Here is a 22404-nt window from a genome sequence, read left to right as displayed (position 1 = left end):
CGGAAGCAGCCGAGCCCAGGGAGGCCACGCCGCAGCCGACGGGACCGCAGCCGGTGCCGGCCGCGCCGCTGTCGGACGGGCAGCCGGATGCCGCCGCTGACCGGTCCACCCGGCGCAAGCTGCTGCTGGCGGCGGGTGGGGCGGCGGCCAGCGCGGTGATCGGCACGGTGATCGGCGCGGTCGCCAACCGGATCACCTCCGCGGAGCAGGCGGTACGCGACGACCGCGCGGTCGAGCAGGCCAAACGGGCCGACGCCCAGCGGAAGCCGCCGATCGCGACCAACGCCTACTACTACGACCGCTCCGACGAGGCGGTGGTCTGGGCCCTGGCCACGCCGCTGACCGGCGACCAGCGGCAGCGACTCCTCTCCCGGTCGCTGCCGGCCGAGGGGGAGGTCGCGGACACCTTCCCGGACGTCGTGAACGGGGTGGTGCGCTCCGTCGACGGGCGGCTGGCCCGGGTCCTCACCCGGCTCCGCGTCTCCGCGGTCGGCCAGTGGACCGGCCCGGTGTTCGTCAGGCAGATCCGCGCGCGGGTGCTCAAGCGTTCCGCGCCGCTGTCCGGCGCTCTCCTCCTCCGGGGGAGCCAGGGCGACGGGGAGCCGCTGAGCATCGGTTTCGACCTGGACGAGCCGGAGAGCGTCGCCCGGGTGATCAGTCCGAAGGACGAGACGCTCGGTGCGGCCTACGTGGACCGCCGCGCGCTGACCCTCAGCCCGGGTGAGCCGGTGACCATCGACGTCCAGGCGTACACCGACCGGTCGTACTGCGAATGGGTCATCGAACTGGAACTCGACCTCGGCGGCGAGAAGCGGGTGCAGGTGGTCGATGACCACGGTCGGCCGTTCCGCAGCACCGGCGTGGCCGCCCGCTACCAGGACCGGTACCACGTGAGCCTGCTCGACGGCTGGACCGCGGACGGCGCCGGACCGCCGGTGTGGAAACTGTGAACACCGGCCGGCGGCAGACCGCCCTGCTCGTGGTCGCCCTGGTCCTGCCCGCCCTGCTGGCCTTCGGGGTGGTCCGGTTGCTCGGGGCGCGGGACGGGGCGGGACACCGGGCCGCGTCGCCTCCACCGTCGGGCCCGGCCAGCCCGTCCGACGCGGTCGGCGTCGGCCCGGTCCTCGACGTGACCGCCCGGATCACCGGCACCGAGGACGGCACCGAATTGACGTTCCTGACCACCCGGGCCCGCGCCGAGGCGGGACCGCCGGCCCCGGTCACGGACTGTCGGCAGTTCGCCGGGTGGGCGCAGCGCGACGGCGGCATCCCGGTGGGTGTCGCGCCGGTGCACGCCCTGTCGGTGCACGCCCGGCGCACCCTCGACATCGGTGGCGTGTCCGTGGCGGCGGTGTCGGTCACCGACGTCGACCTGTCGGGCGGGGACGGTCCCTGGGTCGAGTTGGCCTGCCGGGACGACGCCCCGGCCCCGGCCACCACCCCTTCCGGCAGCGGACGGCCGGCGGGCAGGTGGGAGGGGGACCCCGGTCGGCCGCGCGTCCTCGTCGCCGGGCAGACGATCGAGCTGCCGGCCCCGCTGGGCCCGCCGTACGACGGCGGCGAGGTGTTCCCGCACGGCACGGTCGACTACCAGCTCCGGGTACGGATGGAGATCGACGGGGTGGTCGAGGAGCACCGGCTGCGCAACGGCGACGTGCCCTTCCGGTGCTGTGCACGGGTCACCCACATGGGTTTCCAGGCGGCCCGCTACGAGTGGCGGGTGTCGCCCGCGCGTTCGCTGCGGTACTGCGCCGAGCTGCGGTGGACCGGGCAGCCCCCGCCGCCGAAGTGTGAGCTCAGGCGCGGCTGAGCCGGACGGGACGGAGCCGCACCGCTCCGGCAGCCGGAGTGTCGCTGTTGACGCGGACGGGGTGACGTGGTGTGCTCCCTGCGTTAGCGCTAACGACAATCATAATCGTTATCAGCCTGAGGAGCGCCCATGTCTCTCACCGTTCCATCCGCCCTGCTGGAAGCCGCCGAGGCGGGCCCCGTCGACGACCGGGACTTCGTCGCCTGCGTCCGGGAATCGCTGCCGTACGCCTGGCAGACCGTGAGCCGGGTCGTCGCCGACCTGGAGTCGTCCGGCGCGGACCGGGCGGACAACGTCGTACCGCCGCCCGGTGACGCGGAGCGGGGGCAGTTGCTGCGCGCGATGGCCAGCGACGCCATCCGGGCCAGCCTGGAGCGCCACTTCGGGGTCAGGCTGGCGTTCCAGAACTGCCACCGGGTCGCCGCGTTCCGGCCGGCGGCGGTCGACTCGGAGCCCTACCGCCGGTTCGTCTCCACCCGTGGCCAGCTCCTGAACCAGTCACCCGAGCTGCGCAACTGCTGACCCGCCGCACGGGTGGGCCGGACCGGGGAGAACCGTCCCGGTCCGGCCCACCCGGCGACGTGGCCGGGTCGTCAGCGGGCGCACTCCGCGCAGGTGCCGAAGATCTCGAAGGTGTGCCCGACCTCGGTGAAACCGTGCTGGGCGGCGACCTGGTCGGCCCACCGCTCGACCGCCGGCCCGGCCACCTCGACGGTGCTGCCACACCGGCGGCAGACCAGGTGGTGGTGGTGCCGGCTCTGGCTGCACCGGCGGAACAACTGCTCGCCGCCGGGCAGCCGGGTGGAGTCGATCTCCTGGGCGTCGACGAGCAGTTGCAGGGTGCGGTAGACCGTGGTCAACCCGACCCGGGCCTTGCGGGCCAGCAGCATCTGGTGCAGTTGCTGCGCGGTGTGGAAACCGTCGACCTCGCGCAGCAGCGCCAGCACCTCGCCGCGCTGACGGGTGTTCCGGGTCACGTTCGGCATCGCCTGGGTCACCGTACCGCCGTCTCCGCTCGTCGCCCCGGCCCCCGCCCGGCGGCCGTCGCTGCTCCCCGCCCCCACCGGTCCACGCGGAGGCCGTACCCATTATGCGCTGCGGATACGGGCACCCCACGGCCCGTGGCGGCCCGGGGACGACGGCCGCCGGGGGCGGGTCAGGCCACGGCCGCGACCGTGGTGAGGGCCGCGTGCCGCGACCGGGCGACCACCGCCAGCTCGGTCGCCGGTACGAGTTCGTACTCGGGCACCCCGGCGCGCAGCACGGTGAGCAGCTTCTGCCCGGTCACGGTGCAGGCCCTGCCCCGCGCCGCGAGCAGCGCCGGCACGTCGGCGAACGAGCCGGTCGCCACCACCGCGCCACCCACCCGGAGAGTGGCCAGGCCCTCGGCGGCGAGCACCGCCTCGACGGCGTCCGGGTCGTCGCCGGTGAGCACCACCGAACGGGCGTCGGCCACCACCGCGTACGCCGGGTCACCGGTCGGGCCGATCACCGAACCGACCCGGAAGTCACCGGTGTTCAGCCGGCAGGTGACCGTCACGCCGTGCCGGGCGGCCAACTCCACGGCACCGGAGTGCAGCACCTTCGCGCCGGCCCGCGCCATGGTCACCACGTCGGCGTACGCCAGGGTCGGCAGCAGTCGCGCCGCCGGGACCTGCCGGGGATCGGCGTCGTACACGCCCTCCACGTCGGAGTGGATGTCGCAGCCGGGCAGCCGCAGCGCGGCGGCGACCGCGACCGCGGACAGGTCGGAGCTGTTCTTGCCCAGCCAGGTCGGGCGCTGGTGGGCGTCGGCCGCCTGACCGCCGGGCAGCACCAGCGCGTCGGCGGCGGCCAGGTGCCCGTGCAGATAGACCGGGTCGACACCGGTGAGCGCGGCGGCCTGCCCACCCGCCGGGCTGCTGGCCAGGCCGATGTGGTGCGGCGGCAGCAGTTCGGCGCGCAGACCGGCGCGTTCCAGCGCGATCCGCAGCAGGGCCGCGCCGACCGTGTCGGCCAACGGCAGCAGGCCGAGCAGGGCCGGGCTGCTGACCTCGGGGTGCAGTTCGGTGGCGAGGCGACGCAGTTCCTCGGTGGCCCCGGGCATCCCGCTGGTGACGACCACCAGCTTCTCGCCGTCCCGGACCCGCCCGGCGAGGTGGGCGGCGACGGTGTGGAAGTGCTCCGGACCGGCGAAGCTGGAACCACCGAACTTGACCACCCGTACCCGGCTCACCGGACCCCCCTCGCCACCAGCACCTCGGCGATCTGCACCGCGTTCAGCGCGGCGCCGATCCGCAGGTTGTCCGCCACCAGCCAGAACGCCACCCGGTTCGGGTGCTCCGGGTCGACCCGGATCCGCCCGACGTGCACCAGGTCGGGGTCGTCGAGGGTACGTGGGGTCGGCGGCTTGTCGGCCCACACCCGGACCTCGGGCTCGCCGGCCAGCAGCGCGGCCAGCGCACCGGCGTCGACCGGCGCGTCGCAGTCCACCACCACGGTCTCGCTGTGCCCGTTGAGCACCGGCACCCGGACGCAGGTGGCGGTCACGTCCAGCGTCGGGTCGCGGAGGATCTTGCGGCTCTCCTGCCGCATCTTCTGCTCCTCCAGCGTGAACCCGTCGGCGAGCAGCGTGTCGATCAGCGGGATCACGTTGTACGCCAGCGGCACCCCGAACGCCTCGACCGGGCCGGTCCGGGTCGGGTCGTCGGTCGCCGCGGCGGCCTGGGCACGCAGTTCCGTCATGCCCCGGTTACCCCGGCCCGAGGCCGCCTGATAGGTGCTGACGGTGACCCGGCGCAGGCCGTACCGCTGGCGCAGCGGGGCGAGCAGGCGCACCAGGGGAATGGTGGAGCAGTTCGGGTTGGCGATGATGCCGCTGTCCGGCCGCTGGTCCAGCACGTCCGGATTGACCTGCGGCACCACCAGCGGCACGTCCGCCGCCATCCGGAACGCGTTGGTGTTGTCGATGACCAGTGCGCCCTGGGCTGCGGCGCGACGGGCGTGCCGTTCGCTGGTCCCGGTGCCGGCGGAGAAGAACGCCAGCCGTACGCCGGAGAAGTCGTACCGGTCGAGGTCGTGGACGGTGGCGGTGCCGCCCGGCACGTCGACGCGCTGCCCGGCGGAGCGCGCCGACGCCACCGGCACGCACTGGCCGACCGGGAAACCCCGCTGGACGAGCAGGTCGATCAGGGTACGGCCCACCGCGCCGGTGGCCCCGACGACGGCGATCGGCAACGCGGCGCCGGTGACGGCCCGCAGGTCGGTCTCGGGGAGAGCGGGGGTGTCGGTGGAGGATGTCACGTCAGCCCTGCTTTCGAAGGACGGAGTGGGGTGACCCGGCCTCGTCGACGGTCACCAGAGGAGTGGGTGCCCCGGTCGCCACCGGCACCTCGGCCGGTGCGGGCACCTCGGGCCCGGCCGACGCGTCGCCGGGCCCGGGACTCGGCCGGCGGGCGGCCAGCGGTTGCCAGCGCAGCGTCACGCCGAGGCTGGACAGCACGATCAGCACGATGCCGACGATCTCGGCGAGGGTGGGCCGGTGGGCGTAGACGACGACGTCGCAGACGATCGCCACCGCCGGGTTCACGAACGCCACCACCGCGATGGTGGAGCTGGGCAGGTGCGGAACGGCGGAGTAGAGCAGGTGGTAGAGCACGCCGGTGTGGAACACCCCGAGCACCGCCAGCCAGATCCAACTGCTCGCGCCCGGTGCCGGCAGCGCCGCGAAGCGGACGAACGGCAGCAGCAGCGGGATGCCGATCAGCACCTGGATCAGTGCGGTGATCTGCGGCCGTACCCCCTTGAGCTGCTTCGCGGCGATGGTGGCCAGGGCGTAGAGGACGGCGGCGGCCAGCGCGTTGAGGATGCCCAGGAGCTGCCGGGAGTCCAGTCCCCCGCCGCGCAGCGCCGTCCACAGTTCGGTGGTCAGCACCAGCCCGACGAAGGCCAGCACCACCCAGCCGACGTTGGCCCGGGTGAGCCGTTCCTTGAACAGCAGCGCGCCGAGGAACAGCACGTAGAACGGTTGGGTGTGGTAGACGACGGTGGTGATGGTGATCGACGTCTGCTCGAACGAGGAGAACAGGAACACCCAGTTGAACACCAGGCAGACCCCGCCACCGGCGGCGAGCAGCAGGTTGCGCCGGGTCAGCCCGGTGTTGCGGAAGTAGCCGCCGACCAGGCAGGCCACGGCGAGGGCGACCGCGCCCAGCACGCACCGGGCGAAGACCACGTTGAACGCCGGCTGCCCGGATTCGAGGACGAACACCCCGATCGTGCCCCAGCCCGCCATCGCGACGATGATCTGGACCATCGGTGTCCTGCTGCTGCGGTGGTTCTCCATGCTGTCCCTTCCGGTTGCGGTCGCCGCCCCCTCGGCTGCGGCCGTGCTCAGGCGAACGGCGGGGCGTACATCAGGCCGCCGCGCGTCCACAGGTCGTTGAGGCCGCGGGGCACGTCGAGACCGCTGGCCACGCCGAAGCTGCGGTCGTACACCTCGCCGTAGTTGCCGACCTGACCGACGGCGTCGCCGATCCAGGTCCGTGGCAGGCCGAGCGTGTCGCCGAGGCGGGCCTGCGCGTCCAGCAGCGCCGACGCCGCGCCCTGGCCGACGGTGGCCGAGGTCAGGCCCTCCTCCTCGGCGGCGATCAGCGCGAAGATGATCCAGCGGACCGTCTTGAGCCAGTGCGAGTCACCGTCGGCGACCGCCGGGCCCATCGGCTCGCGGGAGATCAGCTCGGGCAGGACGACATGCGCGTCGGGTTCCGGCAGCCGGGTCTTCTCGGCCGCCAGCACCACCCCGTCGCAGACGTACGCGTCGACCGCGCCGTCGCGGTAGCCGGCGAGGGCGTCCGCCGCGTCCGGGTACGGCACCACCTCGACCTCGGCGCCCAGCGGCGCGTAGTAGCGGGCGAGGCTGGCGGCGCTGCTGGTGCCGCCGAGCACCCCGATCCGGCGGCCGGCGAGCTGCGCGGCGGCGGTGACACCCGCCGCCCGGGGCACCAGGAACGCCCCGCCGTCATAGCAGGTGGTGGCGACGAAGGTGGCCCCGAAGCCGGCCTCCCGGGTCACCGTCCAGGTGGCGTTGCAGGTGAGCAGGTCGATGTCGTCCCCGGCGAGGGCGGGCATCCGCTGGTCCGGGGTGAGCGGCACGAACTCGACCGCGTTGGCGTCACCGAGCACGGCGGCGGCCACCGCCCGGGCGGTGTCCACGTCCAGGCCCTGCCACCGGCCGTCGGTGTCGGGGGCGGACAGGCCACGGATGCCGGTGCTCACCCCGGCGCGCACCGCGCCGTGGCGGCGGACCCGGTCGAGGCGGGCGGTCGTGCTGGTCAGGACCGAGGTCATCGGGTCTCCCTGTCAACGGGCCGGGCTCAGGGCCGGCGCGGTCGGCTCGGTGGTCGGGGTGTCGAAGCGGCGCTGGTTGAAGGCGAGCATGTCGATCAGTTCGGCCGAACCGAGGTCGGCGGCGTGGCCGGTGGCGGGTCGCAGCGGCATCCGGCCGGTCCGGGTCCAGCGCAGCGTCCCGTCGGGTTCGACCCGGCTGCGGGCCTGGTTCGCGTTCTCCGGGTGCAGGCAGAACGGGACGTCGAGCAGGCCGGTGCCGAACGCCTCGGCGAGCGCTGCACCGGGCTCGGGGTGCAGGTCGAGCACGGCCTCGACGAGCAGCCGCGCCTCCGCGTACGCCGGGGAGTCGGCCGGGTCGAAGGACTGCCGGGTCGGTGCGGCGCAGCCGGCCGCCTGGGTGGCGGCGAACTCCAGTGCGGCGACGTTCTCCGCGACGGTGGGGATGCGGAACGCCTCGGCCGAGGTCTTGACGATCAACCGGGCCGCCCCGCCGGCCACGGCGAGCCGGACGCTCTCCGCCAGGATCGCGGCGGCACCGGCCGGCGTGCGGGGGAACAGCCCCATGAACGTGTAGACCACCAGGTGCACGTCGCAGTCCGGCAGGAACTCGGCGGCCAGGTGCCGCAGGGCCAGCAGCGCGTCCAGGTCCTGCCCGGGGTTGGTCTGCTGGGCGAAGCTGAGCGACAGGCTGCGTACCCCGTGCCGCCGGAAGAACAGGCCCTCCAGGATGCCCAGCGCGACGAGCAGGGACGGCGGGCAGAGCTGGCCGAGCATGCAGCCGGCGAAGCTCTCCAGGTGGGCGCCCCGCCCGTCGCCCACGGTGGCGAGCAGTTCGCAGCAGGCCGCCCACTCGTCGATCGCCGCCCGCAGCGGCACCCGGCTGTAGGGCAGGCAGTACGAGACGGGCCCGCCCTCGGTGGCGTCGAGGCCGGCGTCGAGCAGGGCGTGGAAGATGCCCAGCGGCAGTGCCGAGCCGTGTCGTACCTGGACCGGGAAGTCGTCGGCGGCGATGTCCTCCAGCATCGCCCGGGTCATCACCGCCCCGTGCGCGACCAGCGGATAGCCGTTGAGGTCGTGTGCGTGCACGAGGGCGCGGGCGGCGCTGGCGTGGTCGCCGACCCGGGTGAAGCTGTCGAGGGTGAGGGTGCCGGCGGTGGTGGCCCGGGCGGCGCGGACGGCGAGCAGGCCGCTGCGCATCTGTTCGGTGGTGGCGAAGCCCATCCGGGGCTGCACCACCAACCGACCGGCGGCCCGGTTGTCGGCCACGTACGACGCGAACCGTCCCCGGGTCACACCGGGCTCGCGGCCAGGTGCGGACGGGCGTGCAGGGTGTGCAGGTGGGCGCGGAAGTCGTCGACGGCCCGGTCGCCGACGAAGACGCCGGTGTACCCGGCGGCGAGCAGGGCGGGCACGTGCCGTCCGTCGGCGGACCCGGCCACGCCGAGGTTGCCGCCGATCACGACGGGGGTGGTGCGGTCGTGCCGGCGCAGCCGGCGGATCAGTTGCCCGCCCTCGACCGCGCCGTGCCCGTTGACGGTGCTGACCACGACCAGGTCGGGCGTGTGCCGCAGGTGGGCGGCGACGAGTTCGTCGACCGGCGTGCAGGCGCCGAGGTTGACCACCCGGAAGCCGTGCTCCTCCAGCAGCAGGTGGAGGTAGACCAGGTTCCAGGTGTGCGAGTCGGAGGGAATGGTGGACAGGACAGCGACCGGTGCGTTGGCCGTTGAGAGGCGCATGCCGAACTCCAGGACACATCGCTAGCGGAAAATCGTCACGGAAAATGGGCACGGCTGGGTCGCCGTAGCCTCCGTACGGAAGCTCGGCGTAAAGTGCCGTTCCATGGTCAGAGAAAGATGATCTGGCTAGCTCAGGCCCGCCATTGCATTGAACACCGCAACTCCCCGTAAGTGGGTGTCTCACACATCTGTCGGTCGCCGAGTCTAGGACGCGACCAGAACCCTGACAAGCAATGTCCCGGTTGACTTCCGGCGGGTCGCCCCCTGCGCACACGCACGGTAGCCAAATCGCCACCGGCATTCCGGGCACGGCCCGCCCGCGCCGCCCGCGGGCCGCTCCCCACCAGCACCGCCCGCCCGGCAGGTCGACACCCTCCGTGGCGCAGGGTGACCGGAACAATCTCTCCCTACCTCCCACATCATGAGAAGCGGTCGGCGGCTGCACCCGGCGCACCCCTCGACCACCCCCACTGGAGTGATCCAGATCATTCCCGTTACCATTCGCTCCCCCGCCGCTCACCCGGGGGAGCCGGGTCGCCGATCCGACATGTGTTCGGCCCGCCCGGCGGCACCCGACCGGGTCCGACACTTGTCGCCACCAATCACGCGTCCCGAATTTCGGGACACTTGAACAGGTCAATTGATGACTAGGGGTCACGGATGACGCCGATCCGCGCCACCCCGGTGGCCAGGGGATAGATAAGGCACGATGGTCCGCTGCACACGGTGACGGGGGTGACCCGGCGTACCGAGATGCGTTGCACGGCCCCCGCGACCGACCTATGGTCTACCCGCACGCCTGATCGACAGTGATCATTGCGGCACTCATAGTCACCGGCGTCACCGCGTCACGGGGGTTCCCCGCACCGCGCGCAGCCGCCGAACGTCCCGGTCGTCGTCGACCGTCCCCGTGCCGTCGCCGCCATTGTGCGGCGGCTCGGCACGCCCTCGGGAGGAGGTTTCCGTGTTGGGTGCGAAAGGCCGTCGCGAATTGTTCTCGGTGCACGGCGAAATCGAGGTGAACGCCACCGGTCAGCACATCTACGAGGTGGTCAGCGACCTACCGGCCAGCGGTCGGTGGAGCCCGGAATGCCGGGGCGGGAAATGGATCTCCGGCACCCCCGGCGCGGTCGGTGCGGTGTTCCGGGGCGACAACGTCCGCAGCGACGACGTGGTGCCCTGGGCGCCCGTGGTCCGGGGCGAGTGGCAGACCACCGCCGAGGTGGTACGCGCCGCACCCGGCCGGATGTTCGCCTGGGCGATGCGCAACAGCGCCGGCGAACGGCAGGAGAGCGTCTGGTCGTACGAGATCAACGCCGCCCCCGGCGGCAGCCTGCTCATCCACCGCTTCCGGATGGGTGCGGCGACCGAGGGCATCCGGGGCATCACCGCCGACCTCGACGCCGAGGCGACCGAGCGGTTCTTCACCCAGTGGACCGAGAAGCTGCGCGGCGACATCGAGCTGACGCTCGCGCGGCTGAAGACCTTCATCGAACAGCCCTCCGGAGGACGGTAGCCATGCTGCTGCAACGCGTCGCCAACCAGGGAATCCGACTCGGCACGGTCTTCGACCGGGCACTCGCCCGGCACCCCGCCAACCTGCTCATCCTCGACCACGACCTGGACGTCGCCCCGGAACTCGGCCGCCGGATCGCCATGGCCGAGCTCGCGGACCTCGTCGACGACCTCGCCTCCCGGCTGTGGGCGGCGCGCATCCGCCCCGGCGACCGGGTGGTCGTCTACAAGTCGGACGGGTTCGACATCCCGCTGCTCGCCGTCGCCGTCGCCCGCATCGGCGCGGTACCGGTGCTGCTCTCGCCCAAGCTGGACGGCGCGACCGTCGCCGAGCTGCTGCGCCGGGCCGCCCCGGCGTACCTGCTCACCGACGGGACGAAGCTGGCCGGCAGCCTGCCCGAGGGCGTCGGCGAACTGGCCGACGGGGTGCTGCTCGCCGCCGGTACCCACCCGGCGGGCACCGCGCTGGCGGAGCTTGCCGGCGTACCCCGGGTCGCACCGGTGACCATGCCCGCCGACCACCCGTCGCTGGTCACCCACACCTCCGGCACCACCGGCATCCCCAAGATGGCGGTGCACACCGGCTGGTCGCTCCAGGCCCGGTACCGGCCGCAGGCCACCATCGCCGCGCTGGTCCGCCGCCGCGAACCACTGCTGCTGCACGTGTCGTTCGTGCACTCCCGGGCGATCAGCGCGATGACGCTGGCGTTGTCGCGCGGCGTACCGCTGATCGTGCTCGCGGACGACGACCCGGCGCGGGCCGCCGAACTGCTCACCCGGTTCCGGCCCGGGGTGATCGAGGCGCACCCCAACTCGTTCCTGCGCTGGGAGGAACTGGCCGACGACCCGCGCCGGCCGCTGGCCAGCGTCCGCTACTTCAGCAGCACGTTCGACGCGATCCACCCGCGCACCATCCGCCGGATGCTCGCTGCCTCCGCCCACCGCAACCCGAAGTTCGCCCAGCTGTACGGCCAGAGCGAGACCGGCCCGGTGGTCGGCCGGACGTACAGCAGGCGGTGGGAGCCGGAGCACGACGGACGCTGCGTCGGGGTGCCGTTCCCCGGCATGACCGACATCCGGGTGGTGTCGGTCGACGGCCGCCCCCCGACCCGGGAGTCGCCGGGCCGGATCGAGGCCCGCAGCGACGGGCGGGCGATCACCTTCCTCGGTGAGCCGGAACGCTACGCCGCACAGGTGGAGGGCGGCTGGTGGAAGATGGGCGACGTCGGCTACCGCACCCGGTGGGGCTGCCTGCACCTGCTCGACCGCGAGGTCGACGTGGTGCCCGGCTTCGGTAGCACGCTGGTCGCCGAGGACCACCTGCTGGCCCGGATGAGCGACCTGACCGAAGTGATCATCGTGGGCACCGGGGGCCGTCCGGTGCCGGTGGTCTGCACCCGCGACGACAAGCCCCTCGACCTCGACGCCTGGCAGGCGGCGGCCCGGGGGTTGCCGCCGATGGCCGACCCGGTGCACCGCCGGCTGGCCGACCTGCCGCACACCGCCACCACCAAGATCAAGCGGCTGGAGCTGGCCCGGGCGCTCGTCGCCGAAGGTATCGGTCGGTGAGCACCACCGGCACGGCCCTGGTCACCGGCGCGGCCGGCGGGATCGGCGCCGAGGTGGCGCGGGCGCTGGCCCGGCGCGGCACCCCGGTCGCCGCCGTCGACAGCGACGCCGACCGGCTGCGGGCCACCGTGGACGAGGCCCGTTCGGCCGGGCTGCCGCTGACGGCGTACCCGGCCGACGTGCGGGTGGGCGCGGCGGTACGCGACCTGGTGGACACCGTCGAACGCGCGCTCGGGCCGATCGACGCGCTGGTCAACGCCGCCGGGGTGCTGCGCTCGGGCGAGGCCCGCACGCTCACCGAGGAGGACTGGCAGCTCACCTTCGCGGTCAACGCGACAGGGGTGTTCCACACCTGCCGGGCGGTGGCCGACCGGATGGTGCCCCGGCGGCGCGGCACCATCGTCACCGTCGCCTCCAACGCCGCCGGCACCGCCCGCGCCGGCATGTCCGCGTACGGCGCGTCCAAGGCGGCGGCGACCGCGTTCACCAAGGCGCTCGGGCTGGAAGTCGCCCGGTACGGCATCCGGTGCAACGTGGTGGCCCCCGGCTCCACCGACACCCCGATGCTGGCCGCGCTGCTGCCTGACGACGCCGCCCGGCGCTCCACCATCGGTGGGGTGCCGGAGGCGTACCGGGTGGGCATTCCGCTCGGCCGGATCGCCGACCCGGCCGACATCGCCGCCGCCGTGCTGTTCCTCATCTCCGACGACGCCCGGCACATCACCATGCAGCACCTGACCGTCGACGGCGGCGCCACGCTCGGCGTCTGAGCCTGACCGAGGAGGCAACCGTGGGCATCCCGGACACCATCCGGTACGACCTGCCCGAACTGCCCGGCAACACCGTCGGCTGGGTGCCCGACCCGGCCCGCGTGGTGCTGCTCGTCCACGACATGCAGGGCTACTTCCTGCGCCCGTTCCCGCCCGACGCGCAGCCGGGCCGGGCCCTGCGGCACAACGCGGCCCGGCTGCGCGCCCGCTGCGCCGAGCTGGGGGTGCCGGTGGCGTACACCGCGCAGCCGGGCTCGATGACCCCCCTCCAGCGGGGCCTGCTCGCCGACTTCTGGGGGCCGGGGATGACCGCCGAGCCGCAGCAGCGCCGGGTCGACCCGGCGCTGGCCCCCGCCGTCGGGGACTGGGTGTTCACCAAGTGGCGGTACAGCGCGTTCCACCGCACCGACCTGCTGGACCGCATCCGCGCCGCCGGCCGCGACCAGCTCGTCGTCTGCGGCGTGTACGCGCACGTCGGCGTGCTGGCCACCGCCTGCGACGCGTTCTCGCACGACATCGAGACGTTCGTGGCCGCCGACGCGGTGGCCGACTTCACCGCCGACGACCACCGGATGGCCCTGACCTACGCGGCGAACCGGTGCGCCGTGGTCGCCGACACCGACACCCTGCTCGCCACGCTGTCCGTCAGCACCGCCGCCCGCGCCTGAGCACGGTTCGGCCCGCACCCACCGTCCCACCACCGACCGGCCGGCCCCTGCACCGGCCGGTCGGCCACCCACCACGAGAGGAGGCGGCCGATGTTCGCGGAGCACCGACCAGCGCCGTCCGGACCGGTCGCGCTGCCACCCGTCGACCGCGCCGGGTGCCACGGACCGTTCGCCCTGCTGCACCGGCCGTACGCGCACGAGTACGGCTGGGTCGACGTGCTCGCCGGCCCGGTCGCCCCGGTCGACCGGCTGGCCGAACTGCCCCTGCCCGAGCCGGCCGGCCCGGCCGGAGCCGAGGACCTGCTGGTCCTGATCCCCTACCGGCAGCTCGCCGAGCGGGGGTTCGACGCCCCCGACGACGGCACCCCGCTGCTGGCGATGCGGGTCGAGCAGCAGGAGGTGCTGCCGCTGGCCGAGGTACTGCGGCGCATCCCCGACGGCGAGATCCCGGTCGGCCCCGGCGACTACGACCTGTCCGACGCCGCGTACGCCGGGCTGGTGCGCGCGGTGCTCGACGCCGAGATCGGCAGCGGCCAGGGGGCCAACTTCGTCCTCAAGCGCACCTGGATGGCCGACCTGGGCGGGGACCCGCTGACCGCCGCGCTGCGGTTGTTCCGCCGGCTGCTCGCGGCGGAGAACGGCGCGTACTGGACGTTCCTGGTGCACACCGGCGACCGGACGCTGGTCGGGGCGAGCCCGGAACGGCACGTCAGCCTGGCCGGCGGGCGGGCCGTGATGAACCCGATCAGCGGCACCTACCGGTACCCGGAGTCCGGGCCGACCCTGCCCGGCGTGCTCGACTTCCTCGCCACCTCCAAGGAGACGGCCGAGCTGTTCATGGTCGTCGACGAGGAACTGAAGATGATGGCCCGGATCTGCCCGGACGGCGCCCGGGTCCGGGGCCCGTACCTGCGGGAGATGGCCCGGCTCGCGCACACCGAGTACCTGGTCGAGGGGGGCACCGACGCGGACGTGCGGGACGTGCTGCGGGAGACGATGTTCGCCCCGACCGTGGTCGGCAGCCCGTTGCAGAACGCGACCCGGGTGATCGGCCGGTACGAGCCGACGGGTCGCGCCTACTACAGCGGCGCGCTGGCCCTGATCGGCCACGACGGGGACGGCCGCCGGACGTTGGACTCGACGATCGTGATCCGGACCGCCGACATCGACTCCGGTGGCCGGCTGCGCCTGTCGGTCGGCGCGACGCTGGTGCGCGACTCGGACCCGGTGGCGGAGGCGGCGGAGACCCGGGCGAAGGCCGCCGGCCTGCTGACCGCCCTGCACGCCCAGCCGGTCGGCGGGCTGGCCGGGCATCCGGGGGTGCGGCGGGCACTGCGGCAACGCAACGAGCGGGTGGGCCGGTTCTGGTTGGCGTCCGACCAGCCCGACGCCGGGGACCCGTACCGGGCCGGTGACGCCGATCCGGTGCTCGACGGCCGGCGGGTACTGGTGGTCGACGCGGAGGACACCTTCGCCGTCATGCTCGGCCAGCAACTGCGCTCGCTGGGGCTTCACGTGACGGTAAGCCGGCACGACGAGCCGTTCACCGTCGACGCGTACGACCTGGTGGTGCTGGGGCCCGGTCCGGGTGACCCGCGCGACGGCGGCGACCCGAGGGTGCGGCTGCTGCGGGACACGATCGGCACGCTGCTGGCCGGTCGCCGCCCGTTCCTCGCGGTGTGCCTGAGCCATCAGGTGCTGTGCGACCTGCTGGGCATTCCGCTGCACCGGCTGCCGGTGCCCAACCAGGGGGTGCAGAAGGAGATCCGGCTGTTCGGCGTGCCGCACCGGGTCGCCTTCTACAACACCTTCACCGGGCGCTGTCCCACCTCGCTGCTGCCGCAGGGGCGGCACGCCGAGACGGTGCAGGTGAGCCGCGACCCGGCGACCGGTGAGGTGTACGCGCTGCGGGCGGCCGGGTTCGCGTCGGTGCAGTTCCATCCGGAGTCGATCCTGACCGAGGACGGGGTGGGCATTCTGCGGGAGCTACTGCGGGTCCTGCCGCAGCCGGGGGCGGGACGCGCGTATTCGGCCGTCGGCGTCGACTTCCTCGGCTAACCAGGACGTGTACTATCCAGGTTATGCGGATGAGCGAGCAGGTCGAGTGGGGGCTGCACTGCTGCCTGACCCTCGCCTGGATCGGCGGCGAACACCCGATGCCCGCCGTCCGGCTCGCCGAGTGGTTCGAGCTGCCCCCGGCCTACCTCACCAAGTGCCTCCAGGCCCTGACCAGGGCCGGCATCCTCCAGTCGGTGCCCGGCGCACGCGGTGGGTTCCGGCTCGCCCGCCAACCGGCGGACGTGACCGTGATGGACGTGACGGTGGCGATCGAGGGGGCCGACAACCCGTTCCGGTGCACCGAGATCCGCCAGCGCGGCGCGGGGGTCGACCCCTCCGCGCCGGAGTTCCGCACCCCGTGCGCCATCAGCACCGTCATGCACCGCGCCGACCTGGCCTGGCGACGCGAACTGGCCGGCCACACCCTGGCCGACCTGCTCGCCTCGGCACCGGCGGAGGCGGCCGAACGCACCCGTCGCCGCTACGCGCTGCTGCGCGGCTGACGCCCCGGCCGCCACCCACGCGCCCGCCGGCCGACCGTCGGCCCACGTACCCGCCGCCGGCCAACGGTCCACCCGCGACCGGCCGGGGTCCACCCGCGACCGCACCACCGCCCCGCGGTCCCGGCCGCCGGGTGCGGGCGGTTCCCCCACCGTCCGCACCCGGTGGTCGTCCACACCCGAATCCCGTGCCCGGCGCGCTCCGCCGCGCCGCCGCATGCCGTCCCGCATCCGGAGACCTCATGTCCCACCTGCACACCCGCACCGGCCCGGGGCCGGCCACCACCGCCGGGCCCGGCCGGGGCCTGCGCTTCACGCTGATCCTCGCGACCGGCACCTTCGCCGTCGGCACCGACGCGTTCGTGGTCGCCGGGCTGCTGCCCGACATGGCCGCCGCGCTGCGGGTCTCCACCGCCGCCGCCGGGCAGTCGGTGACGGTCTTCGCCATCTCGTACGCGGTCCTCGCCCCGGTGCTGTCCACCCTGACCGCCCGGCTGCCACGCCGTACCCTGCTCGTCGCCGCGCTGCTGGTGCTCGCCGCCGGCAACCTGCTCTCGGCCGCCGCCGACACGCTGCCGGTGCTGATCGTCGGGCGGATCGTCGCCGCCGCCGGCGCCGCCGCGTACACCCCGAACGCGGGTGCGGCCGGCGCCTCCCTGGTCCCACCGGCGCTACGCGGGCGGGCCCTGGCCGTGGTGATCGGCGGACTCACCGTCGCCACCGCGCTGGGCGTCCCGCTGGGCGGGCTGACCGGCCGGTGGCTCGGCTGGCGGGCCGCGCTCGTCGCGGTGGCCCTGCTGGCACTCGCCGTCGCGGTGGCCGTCCGGCTGGCGATGCCCGCCCTGCCCGGTGCAGCGGCGGTGCCGCTACGCGCCCGGTTGACCGCGCTGCGCCGGCCGGCCGTGCTCGCCGTGCTGCCGCTCACCGTGATCGGGATGGCCGCCGCCTACACGGTGTACGCCTTCGCGGTGCCCACCCTCGGCGCGCTCGGCGTCGGCGCGTACCAGGTCAACCTGATGCTGCTGCTCTACGGGGCGGGTGCGGTCGTCGGCAACGTCGCCTCCGGCTACGCCACCGACCGGTGGGGCGCGGTGCCGGTGCTGGCCGTCGGGTACGCCGCGATGGTCGTCTCGCTGGGCGTTCTCGGGCTGCTCAGCACCGCCGGGTCCGCGCCGATGCCCGTGGTCGGGCTGCTGGTCGGCGTGTGGGGCGCGGCGAGCTGGTGCCAGACCCCGGCGCAGCAGCACCGGTTGATCGCCGCCGCGCCGCAGCAGGCCCCGCTGGTGGTGTCGCTGAACTCGTCGGCCATCTACCTCGGCATCGGCCTGGGCACCACCGCCGGTGGGGCGGCCCTCGCTTCCGGCGTGCCCGCCATGTACGCCCTCGGCGCGGCCGGGGCGGTGCTGGCCCTGCTGGTGCTCCACCTCGGACAGTGGATCACCCGGCGTACCCCGGCGGTGGCGTCGTGACCGGCGCGACCGGGCCCGGCCGGGGCCCCACCGCCCGACCGACGCCGGGCGTGGGCCGGTCGGCCCCGCCGACACCCCGGACCGACCGGCCCGGCGCGCCGGGCACCACGACCGCCGCGTACGTGGACCGCACCGGGCCGGCCGGGTCGATCCGGGTCGGCCCGCTGCCCGCGCCCGAACCGATGCCGACCGAGGTGCTGGTCAGGGTCGAGGCGAGCCCGGTGAACCGGGTGGACACCTTCGTCCGCTCGGGCGCGTTCCGCACCCCGCTGACCTTCCCGTTCGTCATCGGGCGGGACCTGGCCGGCACGGTGCTGCGGGTCGGCACGGCCGTCACCGGCTTCGCGCCGGGTGACCGGGTGTGGTGCAACAGCATGGGTCACGCCGGCCGGCCCGGTGCCGCCGCCGGGCGGGTGGCGGTGCCCGCCGAACGGCTCTACCCGGTGCCGGCCGGGGTGGACCCGTTGACCGCGGTGGCGGTGGCGCACCCGGCGGCGACCGCCTACCTCGCCCTGGTCACCCATGCCCGGGTCCGGCCGGGCGAGGTGGTGCTGGTGATCGGCGCGGGCGGCAACGTGGGCAGCGCCGCGGTCACCCTGGCCCGCGCCGCCGGGGCCCGGGTGGTGGCCACCGCGCACCCCCGCGACGCCGACCACTGCGCCGCTCTCGGCGCGGAGCCGGTGATCGACTACCGGGACGCCGACTGGGCCGCGCAGGTCCGCCGGGCCTGCCCGTCCGGGGTGGACGTGGTGCTGGACGCGGCCGGGGTCAACGACCTGACCAGCACCGTCGGCCTGCTCGCCGCCCGGGGCCGGGTGCTGGTGCTGGCCGGCCTGGGCACCACCCCGACGCTGCCCGCCGGTGAGCTGTACCTGCGCGACGGCGCGGTGCTGGGCTTCGTGATCTCGCACGCCACCGTCGCCGAGCTGGCCGACGCGGCGCGGGCGATCAACGCGTTGCTGGCCGACGGCCGGCTGCGGGCCCGGACCGTCGAGACGCTCCCGCTGGCCGACGCCGCCGAGGCGCACCGCCGCGCCGAGGACGGCCTGCACGGGGTCCGCACCCTTCTGCTGCCCACCCCACCCTGACCACCACCGGACCGGCCGGACCGGTGGCGGCGGACCGGGCGGCCGGCCCGGGAACGACGGGCCCGTCGTGCGGACGGCCCGGTCCGGCGGTCAGCGGCGCAGGCCCATCCCGGCGTAGCCGTGGGAGATCCGCTCCCGGGGTTCCCCGTCGGGCCGCCACTCGGCCACCCGGACCAGCCCCGGATCGACCAGGTCGTAGCCGTCGAGGAAGCGCAGCACGTCGGCGTGCGGGCGGGGCACCAGCGGGGCGCTGCTGCGCTGGTAGACCGCCTGCCCCTGCTGGGTGGGCAGCGGCGGGGCACCGTCGGTGGTGAGATGGGAGACGACCAGCGGGCTACCGGAAACCGTCGCGTCCCGCAGCCGGGCGACGGCGTCCCACGGCTGCTCGGCGTCGGTGACGAAGTGCAGCACCGCCACCAGCAGCACGGCCACCGGACGGGCGAGGTCGATCGCCGCCCGGACGTCGGGGTGCGCCAGCAGTTCGTCCGGCCGGCGCAGGTCACCCCGGACGACGGTGGTCCGCCCGTCGGTCGGCAGCAGCCGCCGGGCGTGCGTGACGGCGACCTCGTCGTAGTCGACGTAGACCACCGTCGAGTCCGGGGCGACCTGACGGACGATCTCGTGCACGTTGCCCTGGGTGGGCAGCCCGGCACCGATGTCGAGGAACTGGCGTACGCCCAGCTCGGCGGCGTGCCGGACGGCCCGGCGCAGGAAGTGCCGGTTGGCCTGGGCGGCGATCCCGGTGTCCGGGAAGATCCGCAGGATCTGCTCGGCGGCGGCCCGGTCGGCGGCGAAGTTGTGGCACCCGCCGAGGTAGTAGTCGTACATCCGGGCCACGTTCGGTCCCTGCTCGGCGTCGGTCGGCGCGGTCACCGGCCCTCTCCCTCCACTCGCGTCGTCGCTGCGGGACGACCCGCCGCCGGGCGGCGGGCACCCCGCGCCCTGATGTCTAGCACCCGGGGCGACGACATGTTGACCCCCCGTGTCGGCGAGCCGGCAGCACACGACCGTCACCTGCCGGTATGACGGTGACACCGACTGTCGGCGAGGAGGCATCCGATGAACACTGCCCGGGAGACCGTGGAGGTGGACCCGGCCCTGTTCCGGGCCGTGTACGACTCACCCGCCTCGCTGCCGGGGCGGCACCGCTGGACCACCCCGGAACACGACGTACGCCGGCTGGAGAAGCTGCTCGGGATGCCGGCGCAGAGCATCGGCGCGCCCCTGTGGGTCAGCGGCGACGAGCCGGATTGCTCCAAGTGCGGACGCCGGACCACCTGGCTGGACATCGTCGCCTCGGCCCTCAAGGGGGTGCACGACCCGCTGATGATCGCCACGGTGATCCTCGGTGACCGCCGCTACGTCAACACCGAGATCCCGGGCGCGATCGCCGGGGTGCACTGCCTCGACTGTCACACCCCGGTCACCGGCCTGCGCAGCTTCAAGTGCCACAACTGGGCGTACGCCTTCGAGGAGCTGGCGGTGGTACGGGAGCGGATGCGGGGCGGGTCAGGCCCGGCGGGCGGGCCGCCGGCCGTGCGGTGACGGCGGTTCCGGCCCCGGGTCGGGCACCTGCGGCAGGGGCCGGGTGACCGCCGCCGCGCCGGTGACCGTGACCGGTTCCCCGGCGTGCCGCAGCGCGACGGTCGTCTCCGGGTCGGCGTCGGGCAGTTCGTAGCGGGCCCCGTCGCGGGTCAGCGTGACCCGCAGCCGCTGCCCGTGCCAGCGCAGGTGGAAGGTGAGCCAGTCGATCCGGGCCGGCAGCCGGGGGGCGAACGACAACTCGCCGGTGTCGTCGCGCAGCCCGCCGAAGCCCTCCACCACCGCCGTCCACGTCCCGGCCAGCGCGGCCAGGTGCAGCCCGTCGCCGGTCTTGTCGCCGAGGTCGGCGAGGTCGTGCAGTGCCGCCTCGGCGAACAGGTCGTACGCCAGGTCCAGGTGGCCCAGTTCGGCGGCGAGCACCGCCTGGGAGCCGGCGGACAGCGACGAGTCGCGGACGGTACGGGCCTGGTAGTAGGCGAAGTTGCGGGCCTTGGCCTCGGCGGTGAACTCCCCCCGGCAGCGCTGCATGGCCAGCACCAGGTCGGCCTGCTTGACCACCTGCCGCCGGTACAGCTCCAGGTAGGGGTAGTGCAGCAGCAGCGGGTAGTCGTCGTCGGTCATCGCCGCGAAGTCCCACTCGGGTTGCCCGGTGAAGCCCGCCGCCTGCTGGTGCACCCCGCGCTTGTGGTCGTAGGGCAGGTGCACGGCGTCGGCTGCGGCCCGCCAGCCGGCGATCTCCGCCGGGTCGACGCCGAGCGCGGCGGCCCGCTCCGGGTACCGTCCGGCAGCGTCGGCGGCGCCCCGCAGGTTGCGCCGGACCATCAGGTTGGTGAAGACGTTGTCGTCGACCAGGGCGGCGTACTCGTCGGGGCCGGTGATGCCGGTGACGTGGAACGCGCCGTCGTCGGACCAGTGGCCGTAGCCGGCCCACAGCCGGGCCGTCTCGACCAGCAGTTCCAGCCCGGTGTCGGCGAGGAACTCCTGGTCGCCGGTGACCGTGACGTAGCGCAGCACCGCGTCGGCGATGTCGGCGTTGACGTGCAGGGCGGCGGTGCCGGCCGGCCAGTAGCCGGAGCACTCCCGGCCGCCGATGGTCCGCCAGGGGAAGGTGGCCCCGGTCAGCCGCAGCTCGGCGGCCCGCTCCCGGGCCTGCGGCAGGTGGGCGTGCCGCCAGCGCAGCGCGCCCCGGGCCACCCCGGGCAGCAGGTACGTCAGCACCGGCAGCACGTAGCTCTCGGTGTCCCACAGCACGTGCCCGTCGTAACCGTTGCCGGTGAGTCCCTTCGCCGCGATGGTCCGGTCGCCGTCGACCCGGCCCGCCTGGAGCAGGTGGAACACGGAGAACCGGACGGCCTGCTGGAGTTCCGGGTCGCCGTCGATCTCCACGTCGGCGGTGCGCCACCGCTCGTCGAGCACGGCCCGCTGGTCGGCCAGGAGCGCGTCGAACCCGTGCCGGCGGGCGGCGTCGGCCTCGGCGGTGACCAGGTCGGCCAGCTCGTCGGGGGTGCCGCCGTCGACTGCGGCGCACTCGTACGCGGCGTACTTGGTCAGGCGGAGCCGCTCGCCCGGAGCGAGCCGGCCCTCGACGGTCGTGCGCAGCCGGTCCGGGGTGTGGTCATCGCCGTCGGTGAACCCCGCCGGGGCGTCCGTCTCGTGGGTGACCGCGACGGCGACCCGTTGGGCGCTGCGGTCGGTGCGGTGCACCAGCACGCCCCGGTGGCCGTCGGGGCGGTGCAGCTCGGCGTCGAGCGGGTCGTGCACGACCGAGGCGGCCCGGGGGTCGTCGGCGCGTTCGGGCACCCGCTCGTTGGCCAGCACGTCCGAGCAGACCCGGATCTCGACCGGCCGGTCGTCCAACGGTTCGATCTCGTAGCGGACGGCGGCGACGGCGTGCCGGGGCAGCGAGACCAGCCGGGTGCTGCGGACCCGTACCCCGTGCCCGGCCGGTGAGATCCACTCGGTGTGCCGTTCCACCACGCCGGCCCGCAGGTCGAGGGTGCGCTCGTGGGCGCGGACGGTGCCGGTGCGCAGGTCGAGGGGTTCGCCGGCCACCCAGAGCCGGATCAGGGCGGCGTTGGGCGCGCTGATCACGGTGTCGCTCTCCTGTGGGAAGGCGTACCCGTCCTCGGGGTAGCTCTGTCGCCGCCGCTCGTGGAACCCGTTGAGGTAGCTGCCCGGCATGCCGTAGGGCTGGCCCTCGTCGAGGGTGCCCCGCCAGCCCACCCAGCCGTTGGACAGGGCGAACACCGACTCGGTCTCGCCGAGCCGGTCCAGGTCGGTGGCGGTCCGCCGGATCTGCCAGGTCTCGTCCGTCTGCACGGCGGGGAGGTACCCGGCGGCGGTGGGCGGCC

General features: G+C 74.4%; 21 protein-coding genes. 12 read left to right on the top strand and 9 right to left on the bottom strand.

Going from position 1 to position 22404, the window contains the following annotated elements:
* The first annotated feature begins 53 nt into the window (after positions 1-53).
* The 3 genes from FJK98_RS01315 (at position 54) to FJK98_RS01305 (ending at position 2332) form a co-directional block, all read left to right on the top strand.
* On the top strand, positions 54-950 hold the full coding sequence (locus tag FJK98_RS01315; protein ID WP_145917373.1) for a hypothetical protein: 897 nt from the start codon (positions 54-56) through the stop codon (positions 948-950).
* The gene (locus tag FJK98_RS01310) at positions 938-1810 is read left to right on the top strand and encodes a hypothetical protein (protein WP_145917372.1); all 873 of its coding nucleotides are present in this window, start codon (positions 938-940) and stop codon (positions 1808-1810) included. The genes FJK98_RS01315 and FJK98_RS01310 overlap by 13 nt, the downstream gene beginning before the upstream one ends.
* 129 nt (positions 1811-1939) lie before the next feature.
* Complete coding sequence (locus FJK98_RS01305; protein WP_145917371.1) at positions 1940-2332, top strand: SCO5389 family protein; 393 nt, start codon at positions 1940-1942, stop codon at positions 2330-2332.
* Positions 2333-2403: 71 nt separating this feature from the next.
* On the opposite strand, the gene FJK98_RS01300 is transcribed toward FJK98_RS01305, so the two are convergent.
* From FJK98_RS01300 to FJK98_RS01270, 7 genes are all read right to left on the bottom strand, one after another.
* Positions 2404-2796: a Fur family transcriptional regulator gene (locus FJK98_RS01300; protein ID WP_145917370.1), complete on the bottom strand. Its 393-nt coding sequence runs from the start codon at positions 2794-2796 to the stop codon at positions 2404-2406.
* A 170-nt stretch (positions 2797-2966) separates the two neighbouring features.
* Positions 2967-4025: an aspartate kinase gene (locus FJK98_RS01295; RefSeq protein ID WP_168222362.1), complete on the bottom strand. Its 1059-nt coding sequence runs from the start codon at positions 4023-4025 to the stop codon at positions 2967-2969.
* The gene (locus FJK98_RS01290) at positions 4022-5092 is read right to left on the bottom strand and encodes an aspartate-semialdehyde dehydrogenase (protein WP_240762537.1); all 1071 of its coding nucleotides are present in this window, start codon (positions 5090-5092) and stop codon (positions 4022-4024) included. Before FJK98_RS01290 ends, FJK98_RS01295 begins: the two co-directional genes overlap by 4 nt.
* Position 5093: 1 nt before the next feature.
* Complete coding sequence (locus FJK98_RS01285) at positions 5094-6134, bottom strand: DMT family transporter (protein WP_205789348.1); 1041 nt, start codon at positions 6132-6134, stop codon at positions 5094-5096.
* 47 nt (positions 6135-6181) lie between these two features.
* On the bottom strand, positions 6182-7138 hold the full coding sequence (locus tag FJK98_RS01280; RefSeq protein ID WP_145917368.1) for an amino acid ABC transporter substrate-binding protein: 957 nt from the start codon (positions 7136-7138) through the stop codon (positions 6182-6184).
* Positions 7139-7150: 12 nt separating this feature from the next.
* Positions 7151-8431, bottom strand: a complete 1281-nt coding sequence (locus FJK98_RS01275) for a methylaspartate mutase (protein WP_145917367.1) — start codon at positions 8429-8431, stop codon at positions 7151-7153.
* On the bottom strand, positions 8428-8874 hold the full coding sequence (locus FJK98_RS01270) for a cobalamin B12-binding domain-containing protein (RefSeq protein WP_145917366.1): 447 nt from the start codon (positions 8872-8874) through the stop codon (positions 8428-8430). The genes FJK98_RS01275 and FJK98_RS01270 overlap by 4 nt, the downstream gene beginning before the upstream one ends.
* A 964-nt stretch (positions 8875-9838) precedes the next feature.
* Between FJK98_RS01270 and FJK98_RS01265 the strand changes: the two genes are divergently transcribed.
* The 8 genes from FJK98_RS01265 to FJK98_RS01230 all read left to right on the top strand — a co-directional run bounded on the left by FJK98_RS01265 (position 9839) and on the right by FJK98_RS01230 (position 18511).
* The gene (locus FJK98_RS01265) at positions 9839-10390 is read left to right on the top strand and encodes an SRPBCC family protein (protein ID WP_145917365.1); all 552 of its coding nucleotides are present in this window, start codon (positions 9839-9841) and stop codon (positions 10388-10390) included.
* Between the two features lie 2 nt (positions 10391-10392).
* Complete coding sequence (locus FJK98_RS01260) at positions 10393-11958, top strand: class I adenylate-forming enzyme family protein (RefSeq protein WP_145917364.1); 1566 nt, start codon at positions 10393-10395, stop codon at positions 11956-11958.
* On the top strand, positions 11955-12728 hold the full coding sequence (locus FJK98_RS01255) for a 2,3-dihydro-2,3-dihydroxybenzoate dehydrogenase (protein WP_145917363.1): 774 nt from the start codon (positions 11955-11957) through the stop codon (positions 12726-12728). Before FJK98_RS01260 ends, FJK98_RS01255 begins: the two co-directional genes overlap by 4 nt.
* 20 nt (positions 12729-12748) lie before the next feature.
* Positions 12749-13396 (top strand): isochorismatase family protein, encoded by a 648-nt coding sequence (locus tag FJK98_RS01250; protein ID WP_305070087.1) that lies wholly within the window; start codon positions 12749-12751, stop codon positions 13394-13396.
* Positions 13397-13486: 90 nt separating this feature from the next.
* A complete protein-coding gene (locus FJK98_RS01245) occupies positions 13487-15454 on the top strand; it encodes a chorismate-binding protein (protein WP_145917362.1) in 1968 nt (655 codons plus the stop codon).
* Positions 15455-15483: 29 nt separating this feature from the next.
* Positions 15484-15957, top strand: coding sequence for an Rrf2 family transcriptional regulator (locus FJK98_RS01240; RefSeq protein WP_204958567.1), 474 nt, complete (start codon positions 15484-15486; stop codon positions 15955-15957).
* A gap of 239 nt (positions 15958-16196) precedes the next feature.
* Positions 16197-17423: an MFS transporter gene (locus FJK98_RS01235; RefSeq protein WP_145917361.1), complete on the top strand. Its 1227-nt coding sequence runs from the start codon at positions 16197-16199 to the stop codon at positions 17421-17423.
* On the top strand, positions 17420-18511 hold the full coding sequence (locus FJK98_RS01230; RefSeq protein ID WP_240762535.1) for an NADPH:quinone reductase: 1092 nt from the start codon (positions 17420-17422) through the stop codon (positions 18509-18511). Before FJK98_RS01235 ends, FJK98_RS01230 begins: the two co-directional genes overlap by 4 nt.
* 90 nt (positions 18512-18601) lie before the next feature.
* Here FJK98_RS01230 and FJK98_RS01225 read toward each other — a convergent pair whose 3' ends face one another.
* Positions 18602-19384, bottom strand: coding sequence for an SAM-dependent methyltransferase (locus FJK98_RS01225; protein WP_240762533.1), 783 nt, complete (start codon positions 19382-19384; stop codon positions 18602-18604).
* 186 nt (positions 19385-19570) lie between these two features.
* On the opposite strand from FJK98_RS01225, the gene FJK98_RS01220 reads away from it, so the two are divergent.
* On the top strand, positions 19571-20056 hold the full coding sequence (locus tag FJK98_RS01220) for a hypothetical protein (RefSeq protein ID WP_145917359.1): 486 nt from the start codon (positions 19571-19573) through the stop codon (positions 20054-20056).
* Here FJK98_RS01220 and FJK98_RS01215 read toward each other — a convergent pair.
* Complete coding sequence (locus FJK98_RS01215; RefSeq protein ID WP_145917358.1) at positions 20021-22372, bottom strand: glycoside hydrolase family 65 protein; 2352 nt, start codon at positions 22370-22372, stop codon at positions 20021-20023. The two genes, FJK98_RS01220 and FJK98_RS01215, sit on opposite strands and share 36 nt — an antisense overlap.
* Between the last annotated feature and the right edge of the window lie 32 nt (positions 22373-22404).

The sequence above is a fragment of the Micromonospora sp. HM134 genome (assembly GCF_007833915.1).
Classification (GTDB): Bacteria; Actinomycetota; Actinomycetes; order Mycobacteriales; family Micromonosporaceae; genus Micromonospora; species Micromonospora wenchangensis.
Note: the sequence above shows the minus strand (reverse complement) of the source record. Positions and strands in the feature narration are given on the sequence as shown.